We start from the raw sequence: 14522 nt of genomic DNA on the forward strand, positions 1-14522 counted from the left end.
GTCGGGCCGCGCCCGTTCGAAGGGGTGGTGCCGTGAGGGTTCTCGTGGGCCTGTCGGGAGGGGTGGACTCCTCCGCCACGGTGGCCCGGCTCCTGGTCCAGGGCCACGAGGTCGTGGCCGCGACGCTCGTCATGGCGCGCGGGGGCGTCCCCGTGCCGTCCGACGACGCCATGGACCGCGCCCGGGCCCTCTGCGCCTCGCTCGGCGTGGAGCACCGCGCCGTGGACGTCTCCGACGCCTTCGAGCGGCGGGTGTGCGCCCCCTTCGCCGAGGCCTACGCCGCGGGGCTCACGCCGAGCCCCTGCGTGGCCTGCAACCGCTCCGTGAAGGTGGCCGCCCTCCTCGACCTCGCCGACTCCCTCGGTTGCGACCGGGTGGCCACGGGCCACTACGTCAGGCTCGTGGCGGGCGACGACGGCGTCACCCGCGTGGCCCGGGCAGAGGACCGCTCCAAGGACCAGAGCTACTACCTCTGCGAGCTGTCCCAGGCACAGGTGGCCCGGCTCCTGGCGCCCCTCTCGGCCGCCACGAAGTCCGAGGTCAGGGCGGAGGCCCGCGCCGCCTCCCTGCCCGCCGCCGACGCCCCCGACTCCATGGGCGTGTGCTTCGCCCCCGGCGGCGACTACCGCGCGTTCCTCCGGGGGCGGCGCCCCGACGCCTTCGAGCCCGGAGACATCGTGGACGAGGAGGGGCGCGTGCTCGGCCGCCACGGCGGCATCGCCGGGTTCACCGTGGGCCAGCGCAAGGGGCTGAACATCCGCACCGGCGGCGGCCCGTGGTTCGTCTCGTCCGTGGACCCGGCCACCCGCCAGGTCCGCGTGGGCACGGGCGTGCGCCCGCTCAGAACGTCGTTCCCGCTCACCGGGGTCGTCCTCGGCCACGACCCGGCGTGGTACCGGGGGCGCGACCTCCTCGTGCAGACCCACCACCGCGGCCGCCCGGAGCCGGCGACCGTCACCGTCACCGCCCCCGGCGAGGCCCTCGTTGGGCTCGCCGGCCCCGGCACCCTCGCGGCCCCGGGCCAGACCTGCGCCGTCTACGACGGCGACACCGTGGTCGCCGGGGGTACCATAGCCTGACCCTCCGCCAACCCGCCGAAGGAGGCACCATGCTCGTTTCCGACATCGAGGCCATGCTCTTCAGCGCCTTCCCCCGCGACCTCGCCGAGCCCTGGGACCGCGTGGGCCTCTCCGTGGGCGACCCCTCCGCCGAGGTCACCGGCGTGGCCTGCGCGCTCGACCCGCTGCCCGACACCGTGGCCCGCGCCGCGGCGCAGGGCTGCAACGTCCTCGTGACCCACCACCCGGCCTTCCTCGAGGCCCCCGGCACCGTCACGCCGTCCGTCGCCACGTCGTCGCTCGGCGGCAGCCTCGTGTGGGAGGCTGCGCGCCTGGGCGTCTCGCTCATCGCCATGCACACGAACCTCGACCGTTCCGCGGCCGCGCTGGCGGTGCCCACGCGCCTCACCAACCTGCACGTGGTCGGCCGGCTGGAGGAGCCCGACGGCTTCGGCGCCGTCCTCGACGGCGATGGCCTCACGGCGGCGGCGCTCGCCGAGCGCTTCGGCGAGGCCTACGGCTGCCCGCCCACGCTCTACGGCGACCCGGACGCCCCCTGCGCCAGGGTGGGGTTCTGCTCTGGGTCCCTCGGCGACCTCTGGGAGGCCGCCGTGGCCCAGGGCTGCCAGGCCGTGGTCACGGGCGAGCTCGGCTACCATCGGGCGCTGGCCGCCGTGGAGGCCGGGTGCGCGGTTATACTGTTGGGGCACGACGTGTCGGAGCTGCCCTACGCCCGCCTGCTGGCAGCCAGTGTCGCCGAGCGCCAGGACTCGGTGCCCGTGGTGACCCTGGCGGAGCAGGCACACTGGCGCATCTGCCTCGACCCACGTTCCATAGGCCGATGAACGCCGCCCCGCGCCCGGGGCCGAGAATCCGAGGGGACTGCCCATGACCGACGCCGACGCCCTGCGACGACTCCAAGAGATCGACCTCGAGCTCCTCCGCATCTCCAAGGAGGGCAGGGAGCTGCCCCAGCGGGCCAAGATCGATGCCGCCAAGGCCGCCCGCAAGAAGGTGGACGGCGAGCTCACCAAGATCGTGGGCCAGCGCAAGGACCTCGAGATCGAGCTCAACGACCTCGGGCACCGGCGCCGGGACTGCGAGCGCCAGCTCGACGAGATCTCGGCCTCACAGGACGGCGCCTCCGACTACCGCGCCGCGGCCGACCTCGAGGCGCGCCTCACCACGATCGCCAAGAAGCTCGAGCGCATCGACTTCGAGTCCGACTCCGTGACCGAGCGCCTCATCACCGCCGAGCGCGCCGAGAAGAACGCCCGCGGCCTCCAGGCGCGCCTGGACACCGAGACCGCGTCGCTCGCCGCCTCCGCCAAGGAGGCCCTGCTCGCCCTGCGCGACCGCCAGGAGGCCCTGAGCCGCGAGCGCGAGTCGCTCGCCGGCTCGCTGCCGCCCGAGCTGCAGCTGCGCTACATCAAGGCGCGCAAGCGCTTCGGCACCGTGGCCGTGGAGACCCTGGACGGCAACAAGCCCTCGGCCTGCCGCGTGACGCTGCAGCCCTCGCAGTACTCCGACCTCAAACGCCGCGCCCAGCCGGTGGACGAGTGCCCCTACTGCCACCGCATCCTGATCACCGACTTCTCCTGACCCGCGAGGTTCCATCCTATGAACGTTGTTCTTGGCGTCACCGGCTGCATAGCCGCCTACAAGGCCGCCGAGGTGTGCCGCGGCCTGCAGAAGGCGGGCTGCGAGGTGCGGGTGACCATGACCGAGGCCGCCACGCGCTTCGTGGGGTCTGCCACCTTCGAGGGGCTCACCTCCGTGCCCGTGGCCACGGACGTCTTCGACTGGCCGCCCTCTCCCATCCCGCACATCGACCTCGGCGAGTGGGCCGACGCCTTCCTCGTGTGTCCCTGCACGGCCGACGTCCTCGCCAAGCTCGCCTGCGGCATCGCGGACGACTGCCTCACCTCGGCGGCCCTCGCCACCACGGCCCCCGTGCTCGTGGCCCCGGCCATGAACGTGCACATGTGGCAGAACCCGGCCACCCAGGCCAACGTCGCCACGCTGAGCTCCCGGGGCGCAGAGGTGGTCATGCCGGTCTCGGGCCGTCTGGCCTGCGGCGATGTGGGGGAGGGCAAGCTCGCCCCCGTGGACGACGTCGTGGCCGCCGTGCTCGCGCTCCGCGACCGCCCCCTCGCCGGGACCCGCGTGCTCGTCACCGCCGGGCCCACCCACGAGGCCATCGACCCCGTGCGCTACATCGCCAACGCCTCGTCGGGCAAGATGGGCTATGCCGTGGCGGCCGAGGCCGCGCGCCGCGGTGCCGAGGTGTGCCTGGTCTCAGGCCCCACGTCGCTTCCCAGCCCGGCGGGCGTGGAGCGCGTCGACGTGGTCTCCGCAGCCGACATGCGCGACGCCGTCATGGCACGCGCCCCCTGGGCCGACGTCGCCGTGTGCGCCGCCGCCGTGGCCGACTACACCCCCGCCGCCCCCGCCGACCACAAGCTCAAGAAGGCCGAGGGCCGTCTCGGCTCGGTGGAGCTCGTGGAGACCGCCGACATCCTGGCCGGCCTCGCGGCGTCCGGGGAGGTGGGCTACGTGGCGGGCTTCGCCGCCGAGACCCGCGACCTCCTCGACAACGCCCGGGCCAAGCTCGCCTCCAAGGGCGTGGACCTCCTCGTGGCCAACGACGTCTCCCGACCAGACTCCGCCTTCGGCTCCGACACCGACCACGTGTGGCTCGTGGACGCCGCCGGCGCCGAGGAGCTCGACACCCTGACCAAGGCCGAGGTGGCCTCGGCCATCTGGGACCGCGTCCAGGCCGACCTCGGCCGCGAGGGGGGTGCCGCGTGATGCCGTACATCGGGTGCCACCTCTCCACCACCAAGGGCTACCGCGCCATGGGGGCCACGGCCCTCGAGATCGGGGCCGACACCTTCGCGTTCTTCCCCCGGCCGCCGCGCGGGGGCGCCATGCGCGCCCTCGACCGCGAGGACCTGGACGGCCTGCTCGCCGTCATGGGCGACAACGGGTTCGGCCCCCTCGTGGCCCACGCCCCCTACGTGTACAACCTCGCCTCGGCCAAGGACGAGGTGCGGGAGCGCACCCGGCAGACCATGGCCGAGGACATCGAGCGCCTCGAGCTCATCCCCGGGTGCCTCTACAACTTCCATCCCGGCTCCCATGTGGGCCAGGGCGCCGAGCGGGGCGTGGAACTCGTGGCCGAGGGCCTCAACGACGTGCTCCGCGAGGGCCAGGGCACCAAGGTGCTCCTCGAGACCATGGCCGGCAAGGGCTCCGAGCTCGGCCGCTCCTTCGAGGAGCTCGCGGCCATCATCGACGCCGTGGAGCTTGACGGGCTCGTGGGCGTGTGCCTCGACACCTGCCACGTCTCCGACGGCGGCTACGACGTCGCGGCCGACCTCGACGCCGTCCTCGACGAGTTCGACTCCGTGGTGGGGCTCGACCGCCTCATGGCGCTCCACCTCAACGACTCCAAGAACCCCGTGGGCTCCCACAAGGACCGCCACGAGCGCCTGGGCCTGGGCACCATCGGGCTCGACCTCTTCGAGGCCGTGGTGCGCGAGCCCCGCCTGGCGGGGCTGCCCATGATCCTGGAGACCCCCAACGACCTGGCCGGCTACGCCGAGGAGATCGCGGTCCTCCGCGCCGCCGCCGAGGAGGCGTGACACCTTGGAGATCCTCATCGGCCTCGAGGACGTGAGCCTCGAGTGGCCCGGGAAGCGCGTGCTCGTGGACCAGACCGCGACGGTGGCCGCCGGCGACCGCTGCGGCATCGTGGGCCGCAACGGCGACGGCAAGTCGAGCCTCCTGCGCCTCATCGACAAGACCCTGGAGCCAGACTCCGGCCGCGTGACGTGGCGCAACGGCATCTCCGTGGGCATGCTCGGCCAGGCGGACGCCCTGGACGACGGCGTCTCGGTGGCCGAGGCCGTCTTCGGCGACGTCCCCCGCTACGAGTGGGCGTCCGACCCCGCCTGCCGCTCGATCGCGGGGGCGCTACTCGGAGGCATCCCCCTCGACGACACGGTGGGGCACCTCTCGGGCGGCCAGCGCCGCCGCGTGGACCTCGCCCGCGTGCTCGTGGGGCGCTGGGACGTCCTGCTCATGGACGAGCCCACCAACCACCTCGACATGGAGGGCATCCGCTGGCTCGCCGACCACCTGCGGCACCGGTGGCCCGAGGGCCAGGGGGCGCTGCTCTGCGTGACCCACGACCGCTGGTTCCTCGACGAGGTCTGCACCTCCATGTGGGAGGTGCACGACGGGCGCATCGACCCGTTCGAGGGCGGCTACTCCGCCTACATCCAGCAGCGCGTGGAGCGCGAGCGCCAGGCCCGCAGGACCGAGGAGCGCCGCCAGAACACGCTGCGCCGCGAGCTCGCCTGGCTCTCCCGCGGGGCCCAGGCGCGCTCCTCCAAGCCCAAGTTCCGCATCAAGGAGGCCCTGGCCCTCGTGGCCGACGACCCGCCCCTGCGCAACGAGCTCGAGCTCAAGCGCCTCTCGGTGGCGCGCCTCGGCAAGCAGGTCTTCGAGCTCAAGGGGGTCGCGGCCGGCCACCCCGGCTCCGCGCCCGTGGTGAGCGGCCTCGACTGGCTCATAGGCCCGGGCGAGCGCATCGGCATCCTGGGGGCCAACGGCGCCGGGAAGACCACGCTGCTCGAGACCGTGCTCGGCAACCTGCGCCCCCTGGCGGGCACCGTCAGGCGCGGCAAGTCCGTGCGCATCGGCCGCATGGACCAGCAGCTCGAGAACTTCGGCGACAAGGGCGACTGGACCGTGGCCGACCTCCTCGGGCAGTACCGCCGCACCTGTGTCATCGGCGGGAAGGAGCAGTCCACGACGTCGCTCCTGGAGAGCCTGGGGTTCGAGTCCAAGGAGACGCTCACGCGCCTCAAGGACCTCTCGGGCGGCCAGCGCCGGCGCCTCGCGCTGCTCTGCGTGCTGCTCGAGGAGCCCAACGTCCTGGTGCTCGACGAGCCGGGCAACGACCTCGACACCGACATGCTCGCCGTCATGGAGTCGCTCCTCGACGAGTGGCCCGGCACGCTGCTGCTCGTGACCCACGACCGCTACCTCATGGAGCGCGTCACCGACGACCAGTACGCCATCGTGGGCGGCACCCTGCGCCACATGCCCGGCGGCGTGGACCAGTTCCTCGCCCTGCCCCACGCCGGCACCGGGAGCCTCGACACCTCCGGGCCCGAGGCCGCCCCCAAGGCGGCCGCCGCGCCCGGCGCCATGACCAACTCCGAGCGCCGCGACCTCAAGCGGAGGTTCGACTCCGTGGCGCGGCGCCTGGAGAGGCTCCGCGACGAGCCGGCCGCCATCGAGGCCGAGATGGCGGCGGCCGACGGCAGCGACTACGAGGCTCTCGGCGCGCTCCAGGGGCGCCTCGACGCCGCGAGGGGGGAGATCTCGTCCCTCGAGGACGAGTGGCTCGAGCTCGCCGACCGCCTGGGCGTGGAGTAGGCCATGGCGGAGCTCGCGAGGAGGTTCTTCGGCCCCTACCGGCGCTGGCTGGTGCTCGGCCCGCTCATGAAGACGCTCGAGGTGGTGTTCGACCTGCTCACGCCACTGGTCATCGCTTGGATGATCGACTCGGGCGTGCGGCGGGGGGACGCCTCGGTGGTGACCCGCGGGGCCGTGGCCCTCGTGGCCTTCGCCTTCTGCGGGTTCGGCTTCACGCTCGTGTGCCAGAAGATGGCGTCCCTGGCGAGCCAGGGCATGGGCACCGACATCCGGCGCGAGCTCTTCGCCGCGGTCAACCGCTTCTCCTTCGCCGACGTGGACCGCTTCGGCACGCCGTCGCTCATCACCCGCATCACCAACGACGTCAACCAGCTCCAGGTGGCCGTGGCCATGCTCATCCGCCAGGTCATCCGCTGGCCGGTGCTGGCCGTGGGCGCCATCGTGTGCGCCCTGGCGCTCGACCCCGTGCTGGGCTCGGTCTTCTGCCTGTGCCTGCCGGCCACGCTGCTGGTTTTCTACCTGGTCATGCGCCGGAGCATCCCGTACTTCGTCTCCATGCAGGCCAAGCTCGACCGTATCGGCACCATCGTGCGCGAGGCCCTGGCCGGCGTGCGCGTGGTCCGCGCCTTCTCCCGCGAGGGGTTCGAGGAGCGGCGCTTCGAGCGGGCCGCGGCCGACCAGGCGGCCGACGCCGTCGCGGCCGGTCGCCTCTCGGCGCTGCTCAACCCCGCCACCTTCCTCATCCTCAACGTGGGGGTGTGCGCCATCCTCTGGCTCGGTGCCGGGCAGGTCTTTGCCGGGGACCTCGAGCAGGGCGAGCTCATGGCCCTCATCGGCTACATGAACCAGGTGCTCGTGTCCGTGGCCTACATCGCCAACCTCGTGGTCATCTTCACCCGCGCCCAGGCCTCCGCCGGCCGCGTGGCCGAGGTGCTCGACTGGGAGCCCGCCGTGCGCGACCCCGCCGGCCCCGTGCCCGCGCCCGTCGCGGGCGCCCCGGCCGTGGCCTTCGAGGGCGTCTCGTTCACCTGCCCCGGGGGCGGCAGGCCCGCCCTCGACGGCGTCACGGTGTCGATCGGCCCCGGCGAGGTCCTGGGCGTCATCGGGGGCACCGGCTCGGGCAAGTCCACCCTCGCCGACCTCGTGGGGCGCTTCTACGACGTCTCGTCCGGCTCGGTGTCCGTGCTCGGCACCGACGTGCGCGCGTGGCCCTTCGCGGGGCTTCGGGCGGCGGTGTCGTTCGTCCCCCAGGAGTCGGCGCTGCTGTCCGGCACCATACGGGGCAACCTGCTGTGGCGCGACGGGTCTGCCACCGACGACGAGCTCTGGGAGGCCCTCGAGCGGGCGCAGGCCGCCGACTTCGTGCGGGGGCGCCCCGAGGGGCTCGACGCCCCGGTGGAGGCCGGCGGCAGGAACTTCTCCGGCGGCCAGCGCCAGCGCCTCTGCATCGCCCGCGCCCTCGTGGGCTCGCCGCAGGTGCTCGTCATGGACGACGCCGCCTCGGCCCTGGACTTCGCCACCGACGCCAGGCTCCGCGTGGCCCTCGGCTCCTGGGAGGGCGGCCCGGCGCGCATCGTCGTCTCGCAACGCGTGGCCTCCGTGCGCCATGCCGACCGCATCCTCGTGCTGGACCGCGGCCGGGTGGCCGGCCTCGGCACCCACGCCGAGCTCGTGGAGACGTGCCCCGTCTACCGCGAGACGTGCCTGTCCCAGCTCGAGCGCGAGGAGGTGCTGGCATGAGGTGGGAGGACGCCGCCCCGCGCGAGGTGCTCGCGCGCATCGTCTCCTACGTGCGGCCCCACCGCGGGCTCGTGGCCGCCGCGTTCCTCACGGCCGTGGGGTCCCAGGGCCTGGCGCTCACGGTGCCGGTGCTCGTGGGCCTGGCCATCGACGCCGTCGTGGGGCCGGGCCAGGTGGCCTGGGGCGACCTCGCGTGGCTCATGGTGTGCCTCGCCTGCGTGGTGGCCGCCGTGGCGCTGCTCCAGTGGCTCCAGGGCTACACCACGAGCCGCCTCACCTACGAGACCGTGCGCGACCTCCGCGACGCCGCCTACGGCAAGTTCCGCCGGCTCCCGGTCTCCTACATCGACGACCACCCCCACGGCGACCTCATGTCCCGCGTGGTCAACGACGCCGACGCCGTGGGCGACGGCCTCCTCCAAGGCGTCCAGCAGCTCTTCTGCGGCGTGGTGGCCGTGGTGGGCACCCTGGCGTTCATGTTCTGGATCTCGCCCGCCATCGCCGTGGTCGTTGTGGTGGTCACGCCCGTCTCGGTGCTCGTGGCCGCCTTCATCGCCAAGGTGGGGCACACGAGCTTCGCCGCCCAGCAGGAGATCCAGGGCGACCTCGGCGGCTATGTGGAGGAGCATGTCTCCAACCAGCGGCTTCTCTGGGCCTTCGGCCGCGCCGGGGAGGCCGAGGAGGGCTTCGCCGCCCTCAACGACCGCCTCTACACCGTGGGCGAGCGGGCGCAGTTCGCGGGCTCGCTCACCAACCCCGGCACCCGCTTCGCCAACAACGTGGTCTACGCCGTGGTGGCGGCCATCGGCTGCTGGGCCTGCCTCACCGGGTTCCCGGGGCCGCTCTCCATCGGCGGCGTCCAGAGCTTCCTGTCCTACACCACCCAGTACACCAAGCCCTTCAACGACATCTCCGGCGTCATGACCCAGCTGCAGACGGCGTTCGCCAGCGCGCGGCGGCTCTTCGCGCTCATCGACGCGCCGGAGATGGAGCCCGACCCCGCGGACGCCCTCGTGCTCCCCGAGGCCCCCGCGGGCGAGATGGGCTTCTCCGACGTGTCGTTCGGCTACGAGCCGGGCAGGCCGCTCCTGGAGGGGCTCACCTGGCACGCCGACCCCGGCGAGCGCGTGGCGGTGGTGGGGCCCACGGGCTGCGGCAAGACCACCCTCATCAACCTGCTGCTCCGCTTCTACGACGCCGATTCCGGCACCATCCGGGTCGACGGCCGCGACACCCGCTCCCTCACGCGGGCGAGCCTGCGCCGGGCCTTCGGCATGGTTCTGCAGGACACCTGGCTCTTCGAGGGCACCGTGGCCGACAACATCGCCTACGGCCGGCCCGACGCCACCCGGGAGGAGGTGAGGGCCGCCGCGGAGCGCGCCTTCGCTGCGGACTTCATCGAGCGCATGCCCGAGGGCTACGACACCGTGGTGGGCGAGGGCGGCGCCGGCCTGTCCCAGGGGCAGCGGCAGCTGCTCTGCATCGCCCGGGTGATGCTCGTGGACCCGCCCATCCTGCTGCTCGACGAGGCCACGAGCTCCATCGACACCCGCACCGAGGCCCTCGTGCAGGAGGCCTTCGACGCCATGATGGCCGGGCGCACCTCGCTCGTGGTGGCGCACCGGCTGTCCACGGTGCGCTCGGCCGACCAGATCCTCGTCATGGGCCGCGGCACCATCGTGGAGCGCGGCACCCACGAGGAGCTCCTCGCCCTGGGCGGCGAGTACGCCAAGCTCTACCGGAGCCAGTTCGAGGGGTAGGGGAGGGCGGCCGTCCCGGCCGCAGGGCCGTGGGGCCGCGGCGTCACATGCCGCGCTCGCCGTTCTCGTCCAGGCTCCGGTCCAGGTCCTCGGGCACCACGGCGGGGATGCCGGGCACCGGGTCCTTGGGCACCCTGTGCATGACGGGGGCGAAGACCCTCGCCCAGAGGGCCACCACCACGCCGGTGCCCACGGCCGCCAGCACGGTGCCCTCGCGGACGTCGCGCAGCTCCGCGAAGAACAGCAGGGAGAGCACGGCGCCGGTGGCAACGAGCACGACGTCGAAGGCCACCTTCACCTTGTGGTAGGTGCGGCCCGTGAGGCGTGTGATCACCGACACGAGGGCGTCGCCCGGCGTCATGAGGACGTCGGCCGTGGTCTGCAGGTAGACACCCAGGGCGAGCACGGCCACGGAGACCGCCGTGCAGAGCAGCTGGACGGGGTAGACGTCGTTGGGGATGGCTTCGAAGAGCAGCATCCACACGTCCACCGAGGCCGACATGAGGAGCACCACGGGGACCTGGAGCAGCTGGGCCACGGGGAAGCGCCTGCGCAGGAGGACGAGCTCCACCACGAGGCAGGCGGCGTTCATGGCGAAGGAGCACATGCCCAGGGTGACGGTGGTGACGCCGTTGTCGCGCAGCAGGTCGTAGACGACGGCCGGGATCACGGAGATGGGCGTGGTGCCCGTGAGGGCGTGCTTGGAGAGGGCCACCGCCATGCCCACGAGGAGCACGCCCACGACCATGAGGGCCACGCGGGCGAACACGCCCTTGCCCGGTCTTCTCGCGTCCGTTCCCCCGTCGCCCATGGTGCCTCCCGTCGTCCGTTCCCACCGGTGTCTATATAACCGCGGGAGCCGGTGGGCTTTCAAGGACTCCGGGCCGGCGGCGGGGTGGGTCCCCTAGAGGCTGAGGATGCCCATGAGGAGACGCCCGAGCACGGGGCCGGCCACGGCGAACGCGGCGACGAGGCAGGCGGCGCCTGCGGCCGAGAGGGCCACGGCGAGCCGACGGGAGCGGGCCACCTCCTCGGGGGAGACGGGCATGGGCTCCCCGCGGCCCTCGAGGGTCCTGGCGAAGCTCCCGTGGATGGCGGCGCCGATGGCCTTGAAGCAGGCGGCGGCGAACAGGCCGCCGGCCACCACGAGCAGCACGGTGGCCGCGGCGCCCACCTGCGCGGCGGCACCGGTGAAGGCCAGGGCGAACGCCAGGCAGGCGAGCAGGAGCGGGACGAGGCAGGCGAGCAGGACGCGACCCATGGGACCTTCCTTCGGGCGGGGTGCTTCTCGGGCGTGCGGGCGGGGGGCCGCCGGGACGCTGGGCTATCATAGCTTAAAGACACCTTCGTCCGAGGAGCCCCCATGCTTGTGGAACCGGGAAAGACCGCCCTGCTCGTCGTCGACGTGCTCGAGGCCACCGTGGAGGGCCGCGAGGCCGACCCCGCCCTTGACGCCTTCGCCTCCGCCTGCGCAGAGGTCGTGGGGGCGTGCCGCGCATGCGGCATCCCCGTGATCTTCCTCGACGACGCCCACGTGCCGGGCCTCGACCGCGAGCTGGAGCTCTGGGGCGAGCACGGCGTCGCGGGCTCCGCGGGTGCCCGGCCGGCGGCGTGCCTCGGGCCCTGCGACCGCGACCTCGTCATCGAGAAGCGCCGATACTCCGGCTTCTTCCAGACCGACCTCGACCTCACCCTGCGCGAGCTCGGTTGCGACCGCGTGGTGGCCATCGGGTTCGACAGCAACATCTGCGTGCTCCACACCCTCGCCGACGCCTACTTCCTGGGTTATGACTCCCTCGTGGTGGCCGACGCCTGCCGCAGCACCCTCGTGGGCTCCGAGGCCGGCGCACTGGAGTACTTCAGGCGCTGCTACGGCTCGGACGTCGTGTCCCTCGACGAGTTCAGGGAGCGCCTCGCGGGCGACATCCCGGCCTAGCCTTGCGGGGGTGCCGCGGCAAGGCGGCGGCGGGACTGACATATATGTGCCTCCATGGTCTAAAAATGAGGGACGGTGGCTATACTTCTCCCAACGCGGGAACGGTGCGTTTTGTAAACCGTTCAGCCGCATGAAGGGGCGCCGAGAGCGGCAGCCCGAAGTCACGACAGAGGAGGTCGTATGGTCAGGTATTGGGCCGACATGATCCGAGGCAACATCACCCGTCTTTCCGAGGTCCCCGAGCTCTACCGCGAGAACGTCCGCGCGCTCATCGAGGAGCAGTAAACTTTCGTCCCCCATCAGGTGATAATCCATGAGCATCCCGATGCTTTGAGGCCTTCGCCGAGGCGAAGGCCTCTTTTTTGTGCCGACGGGGCGCTCTGGGCCGGCGTCCCGGCCCGGCGCCCGGATGGGCCCGTGCCGTCAGCCCGGCGGCTCCCGAGGGACCCAAGGGTTCTGGCGCTCCCGCTCCCGCAGGGCCTCCTCGTAGCCCGCCAGGGCGGCGAAGGGCAGGAACTGCGACGCGCGGTCGGCATGGTCGTGGGCCACGTGGGGGGCGGCGGCCGCCTTGGCCGCGATGCGCGCGACAAGCGCCCGGCGGCGGTCGTCACCCTCAGGCATGGTGGCCCCCTATCTGGCAGTGCCGCTCGCGCCCCGTGGCCTCGCCGCGCAGCGACGCGCCCGGCACCACGGCGTTGACCCCGAAGCGCCGGCGGATGGCATTGACCGTGCGGGAGAGCTCCATGGCCGCCCCTCCCTCCTCGAGGGGCAGCCGCAGCTGGGCCTCCCCGAGGCACCGGAGGTGCCCCGCCGACAGCGACAGCCGCCGCACGGCGCGCCCCGGGTCCGCGACGGCGCCGTGGAGCTCCAGGACGAGCGGCACCAGCGACTCCGGCGTGCAGGCCGGCGCCGCCAGCCGGCGCGACGTGGAGGCCCGAGACCCCGGTCGGCCGCGGCGGGACGGCGCGCGCCCACGGGGCTCCTGGTAGCCCACGGAGAGGGAGAGGCTGCCGCAGGAGAGCTCCTTCTCCACGAGGTCCAGGGCGAGGTCGCCCGCCATCTCGCGGAGGACCGTCCGCGTCTCGGCGAACGAGTAGGGGCGCGACAGCACCTGACCCGTGCAGAGGGAGCGCGACCTGGGGACGTGGGCCTTGATCTGGGCCATGGTGACAGGCTCCTGGCCCCAGGCATGGTCGATGAGGTACTCGGCGTTCCGGCCGAACTCCCCGTAGAGGTCCGCCTCCGGGGCGGCGCAGATGCCGGCGAGGTCGTGGATGTCCCGCGCGGCCAGCCGCCGGGCGATGTTGGGGCCTATGCCCCAGATGTCGGTGATGGGGCGGTGGAACCACAGGTGCTGGCGGAACGACTCCTCGTCGAGCTCGGCGATGCAGTCGGGGTCGTGCTTGGCCTCCACGTCCAGGGCGGCCTTGGCCACGAAGAGGTTGGGGCCTATGCCGGCCGTGGCGTAGACGCCCTTCTCGCGCCGCACCTCGTCCATGAGGCCGCGCACGAGCTCGCGGGCGCTCACGCCGTAGTAGGGGAGGTACTGGGTGAGGTCGAGGAAGACCTCGTCCACGGAGTAGACGTGCATGTCCTTCGGTGCGATGTGGCGCAGGTAGATGCCGTAGATGTCCGCCGCGGTCTCCATGTAGAGCGCCATGCGCGGCGGGGCCACGACGGGGCGGAGGGCCGCCGGCACCTGGAAGAGGCGGCAGCGCGACGGCATGCCGAGGGCCCGCAGGGCGGGGGAGACCGCGAGGCAGATGGTGCCCCGGCTGCGGGAGGGGTCCGCCACCACGAGGCGCGTTGACATGGGGTCGAGGCCGCGGTCGGCGCACTCCACCGACGCGTAGAAGCTCTTGAGGTCTATGCATGCGTAGGTTCTGGCAGACTGGTCCATGGGCTCCTCCTCGCTCCCGCCTCCCCAGTATAGAACAGATGTTCTGATATGGGGACGGGGCACCGTCGACCGATGTCCGAGAAACCTGACGATCTCGCTTGCACGGCCCCCGGCGGGGTGGTAGAGTTCTCTCTGTTGCCCGCGGGCAGCAAGAACGGGTGGTGGCGCAGTTTGGTAGCGCACTTGACTGGGGGTCAAGGGGTCGCTGGTTCGAATCCAGTCCACCCGACCAGTGAAATCGCAGGTCATCGGGGTAACCCGGTGGCCTGTTTTCTTTTGGTCGCAAAATGGTCGCAAAATGGTCGCAAAGGTGGTCGCAAAATACCGCAATACCAGTCCATGAAAGCGCCGCCGTCCCGGGGTGGGGCGGCGGCGCTTGTCGCCCATCCTGTCGACAGGAAAAGACCCCCTGGTTCCGTGGAACCAGGGGGTCCGAGTCGCCGATCGCGTGCGACGCCGCGTAGATGTCTCGCGCCTTACTGAGCGGCAGAGCGGGCGAGGTTGCCCTTCTTGAGGCAGCGGGTGCAGACGTTCATCTTGCGCTTGTGACCGTTCTTGAAGACGGTGACGCGCTGGATGTTGGGGCGGAACTTACGATTGGTGACGCGGTGGGAGTGGCTGATGGAATGACCAGCAACCGGGTGCTTACCGCAGATTTCGCAGACCTTCGACATTTG

13 protein-coding genes, 1 tRNA gene and 1 pseudogene are annotated in these 14522 nt (G+C 72.3%); 10 read left to right on the forward strand and 5 right to left on the reverse strand.

The features are described 5' to 3' along the window. Positions 1-26: 26 nt before the first annotated feature. From mnmA to NFR49_RS01280, 8 genes and pseudogenes are all read left to right on the forward strand, one after another. Positions 27-1079: pseudogene (mnmA, locus tag NFR49_RS01245) on the forward strand (tRNA 2-thiouridine(34) synthase MnmA); the annotation flags it as partial. Positions 1080-1108: 29 nt separating this feature from the next. Beyond that, positions 1109-1903 (forward strand): Nif3-like dinuclear metal center hexameric protein, encoded by a 795-nt coding sequence (locus NFR49_RS01250; protein ID WP_251157886.1) that lies wholly within the window; start codon positions 1109-1111, stop codon positions 1901-1903. A 43-nt stretch (positions 1904-1946) separates the two neighbouring features. Then, on the forward strand, positions 1947-2660 hold the full coding sequence (locus NFR49_RS01255) for a zinc ribbon domain-containing protein (RefSeq protein WP_251157887.1): 714 nt from the start codon (positions 1947-1949) through the stop codon (positions 2658-2660). A gap of 18 nt (positions 2661-2678) precedes the next feature. Then, positions 2679-3869 (forward strand): bifunctional phosphopantothenoylcysteine decarboxylase/phosphopantothenate--cysteine ligase CoaBC, encoded by a 1191-nt coding sequence (coaBC, locus tag NFR49_RS01260; protein WP_251157888.1) that lies wholly within the window; start codon positions 2679-2681, stop codon positions 3867-3869. Next, positions 3869-4705 (forward strand): deoxyribonuclease IV, encoded by an 837-nt coding sequence (locus NFR49_RS01265; protein WP_251158909.1) that lies wholly within the window; start codon positions 3869-3871, stop codon positions 4703-4705. The genes coaBC and NFR49_RS01265 overlap by 1 nt, the downstream gene beginning before the upstream one ends. Before the next feature lie 4 nt (positions 4706-4709). Further along, positions 4710-6509 carry an ABC-F family ATP-binding cassette domain-containing protein gene (locus NFR49_RS01270; RefSeq protein ID WP_251157889.1) on the forward strand — a complete coding sequence of 600 codons (1800 nt, stop codon included), beginning with the start codon at positions 4710-4712 and terminating at the stop codon, positions 6507-6509. Between the two features lie 3 nt (positions 6510-6512). Beyond that, positions 6513-8249: an ABC transporter ATP-binding protein gene (locus NFR49_RS01275; protein ID WP_251157890.1), complete on the forward strand. Its 1737-nt coding sequence runs from the start codon at positions 6513-6515 to the stop codon at positions 8247-8249. Further along, a complete protein-coding gene (locus NFR49_RS01280; protein WP_251157891.1) occupies positions 8246-10009 on the forward strand; it encodes an ABC transporter ATP-binding protein in 1764 nt (587 codons plus the stop codon). Before NFR49_RS01275 ends, NFR49_RS01280 begins: the two co-directional genes overlap by 4 nt. Positions 10010-10052: 43 nt before the next feature. Here the strand turns inward: NFR49_RS01280 and NFR49_RS01285 are convergent, their stop codons facing one another. Together NFR49_RS01285 and NFR49_RS01290 are read right to left on the reverse strand one after the other, a co-directional pair. Then, positions 10053-10820 (reverse strand): YczE/YyaS/YitT family protein, encoded by a 768-nt coding sequence (locus tag NFR49_RS01285; protein ID WP_251157892.1) that lies wholly within the window; start codon positions 10818-10820, stop codon positions 10053-10055. A gap of 93 nt (positions 10821-10913) precedes the next feature. After that, positions 10914-11270: a hypothetical protein gene (locus NFR49_RS01290; RefSeq protein ID WP_251157893.1), complete on the reverse strand. Its 357-nt coding sequence runs from the start codon at positions 11268-11270 to the stop codon at positions 10914-10916. Between the two features lie 102 nt (positions 11271-11372). Between NFR49_RS01290 and NFR49_RS01295 the strand changes: the two genes are divergently transcribed. After that, positions 11373-11945, forward strand: a complete 573-nt coding sequence (locus NFR49_RS01295) for a cysteine hydrolase family protein (protein WP_251157894.1) — start codon at positions 11373-11375, stop codon at positions 11943-11945. A gap of 423 nt (positions 11946-12368) precedes the next feature. Here NFR49_RS01295 and NFR49_RS01300 read toward each other — a convergent pair whose 3' ends face one another. Next, positions 12369-12566 (reverse strand): hypothetical protein, encoded by a 198-nt coding sequence (locus NFR49_RS01300; RefSeq protein ID WP_251157895.1) that lies wholly within the window; start codon positions 12564-12566, stop codon positions 12369-12371. Then, the gene (locus NFR49_RS01305; RefSeq protein WP_251157896.1) at positions 12559-13845 is read right to left on the reverse strand and encodes a Y-family DNA polymerase; all 1287 of its coding nucleotides are present in this window, start codon (positions 13843-13845) and stop codon (positions 12559-12561) included. The genes NFR49_RS01300 and NFR49_RS01305 overlap by 8 nt, the downstream gene beginning before the upstream one ends. 155 nt (positions 13846-14000) lie before the next feature. Between NFR49_RS01305 and NFR49_RS01310 the strand changes: the two genes are divergently transcribed. Further along, positions 14001-14077 (forward strand) — tRNA-Pro (locus tag NFR49_RS01310). A gap of 244 nt (positions 14078-14321) precedes the next feature. Here NFR49_RS01310 and rpmB read toward each other — a convergent pair. Then, the gene (gene rpmB / locus NFR49_RS01315) at positions 14322-14519 is read right to left on the reverse strand and encodes a 50S ribosomal protein L28 (protein WP_135977496.1); all 198 of its coding nucleotides are present in this window, start codon (positions 14517-14519) and stop codon (positions 14322-14324) included. Between the last annotated feature and the right edge of the window lie 3 nt (positions 14520-14522).

This window comes from Caniella muris (assembly GCF_943193035.1).
GTDB classification, from domain to species: domain Bacteria; phylum Actinomycetota; class Coriobacteriia; order Coriobacteriales; family Atopobiaceae; genus Granulimonas; species Granulimonas faecalis.

Excerpts from the sequence above, each read along its gene's own strand:
- NFR49_RS01305 (WP_251157896.1), bottom strand. The coding sequence starts at position 13,845 with ATGGACCAGTCTGCCAGAACCTACGCATGCATAGACCTCAAGAGCTTC.
- rpmB (WP_135977496.1), bottom strand. The coding sequence starts at position 14,519 with ATGTCGAAGGTCTGCGAAATCTGCGGTAAGCACCCGGTTGCTGGTCAT.
- coaBC (WP_251157888.1), top strand. The coding sequence starts at position 2,679 with ATGAACGTTGTTCTTGGCGTCACCGGCTGCATAGCCGCCTACAAGGCC.
- NFR49_RS01285 (WP_251157892.1), bottom strand. The coding sequence starts at position 10,820 with ATGGGCGACGGGGGAACGGACGCGAGAAGACCGGGCAAGGGCGTGTTC.
- NFR49_RS01290 (WP_251157893.1), bottom strand. The coding sequence starts at position 11,270 with ATGGGTCGCGTCCTGCTCGCCTGCCTCGTCCCGCTCCTGCTCGCCTGC.
- NFR49_RS01300 (WP_251157895.1), bottom strand. The coding sequence starts at position 12,566 with ATGCCTGAGGGTGACGACCGCCGCCGGGCGCTTGTCGCGCGCATCGCG.
- NFR49_RS01295 (WP_251157894.1), top strand. The coding sequence starts at position 11,373 with ATGCTTGTGGAACCGGGAAAGACCGCCCTGCTCGTCGTCGACGTGCTC.
- NFR49_RS01280 (WP_251157891.1), top strand. The coding sequence starts at position 8,246 with ATGAGGTGGGAGGACGCCGCCCCGCGCGAGGTGCTCGCGCGCATCGTC.
- NFR49_RS01250 (WP_251157886.1), top strand. The coding sequence starts at position 1,109 with ATGCTCGTTTCCGACATCGAGGCCATGCTCTTCAGCGCCTTCCCCCGC.
- NFR49_RS01255 (WP_251157887.1), top strand. The coding sequence starts at position 1,947 with ATGACCGACGCCGACGCCCTGCGACGACTCCAAGAGATCGACCTCGAG.
- NFR49_RS01275 (WP_251157890.1), top strand. The coding sequence starts at position 6,513 with ATGGCGGAGCTCGCGAGGAGGTTCTTCGGCCCCTACCGGCGCTGGCTG.
- NFR49_RS01265 (WP_251158909.1), top strand. The coding sequence starts at position 3,869 with ATGCCGTACATCGGGTGCCACCTCTCCACCACCAAGGGCTACCGCGCC.